This is a genomic window from Streptomyces sp. M2CJ-2 (assembly GCF_016757295.1).
Classification (GTDB): domain Bacteria; phylum Actinomycetota; class Actinomycetes; order Streptomycetales; family Streptomycetaceae; genus Streptomyces.
In genome coordinates this window covers 1-556 of sequence record NZ_JAESIF010000285.1, presented here as the reverse complement: position 1 = coordinate 556, position 556 = coordinate 1, and the positions used below count along the sequence as shown (strand labels likewise).

1 protein-coding gene is annotated in these 556 nt (G+C 73.2%); it reads left to right on the top strand.

The features are described from left to right. The coding region (locus tag JL475_RS39325; protein WP_237409597.1) for an acyl carrier protein at window positions 1-556 on the top strand (556 nt) is incomplete at both ends.

The window sequence follows — 556 nt, the reverse complement described above, 5'->3', positions numbered from 1 at the left end:
GGCCCTGGCGTCCGGGGTGCCGGTCGTGATGCCGGTGCGGGTCGACCGGCAGGCACTGCGCACCCGCCCCGACGGGATACCGGCCGTGCTCGGCGCCCTCGCACCCATGGGTCTGGTCCGGGCGACCGACGACGCGACCGAACCGCACCTGACGCGGCGTCTGGCACAACTGAGCGGTGCCGAGCGCGGCCGTGTGGTGCTGGAGGCGGTGTGTGAGCGGGTGGCACTGGTGCTGGGGCACGACGGCGCCGAGGCGGTGAACCCGCGGCACGCGTTCAGCGACATGGGCTTCGACTCGCTGGCCGGTGTGGAACTGCGCAACGGCCTGTCGGCGCTGACGGGGCTTCGGCTGCCGGCGACGCTGGTCTTCGACTACCCCTCCCCGCGCGCGGTGGCGGACTACCTCGTCTCCCGGCTCGGCGGCGAGGATTCCCGTGTCGTCGAGGGCACGGTGAACGGGGGAACGGTCCCGGCGGTTGCCGTGGATGAGGATCCCGTGGTGATCGTCGGGATGGGCTGCCGGTATCCGGGCGGTGTGGGTTCGCCGGAGGACCTG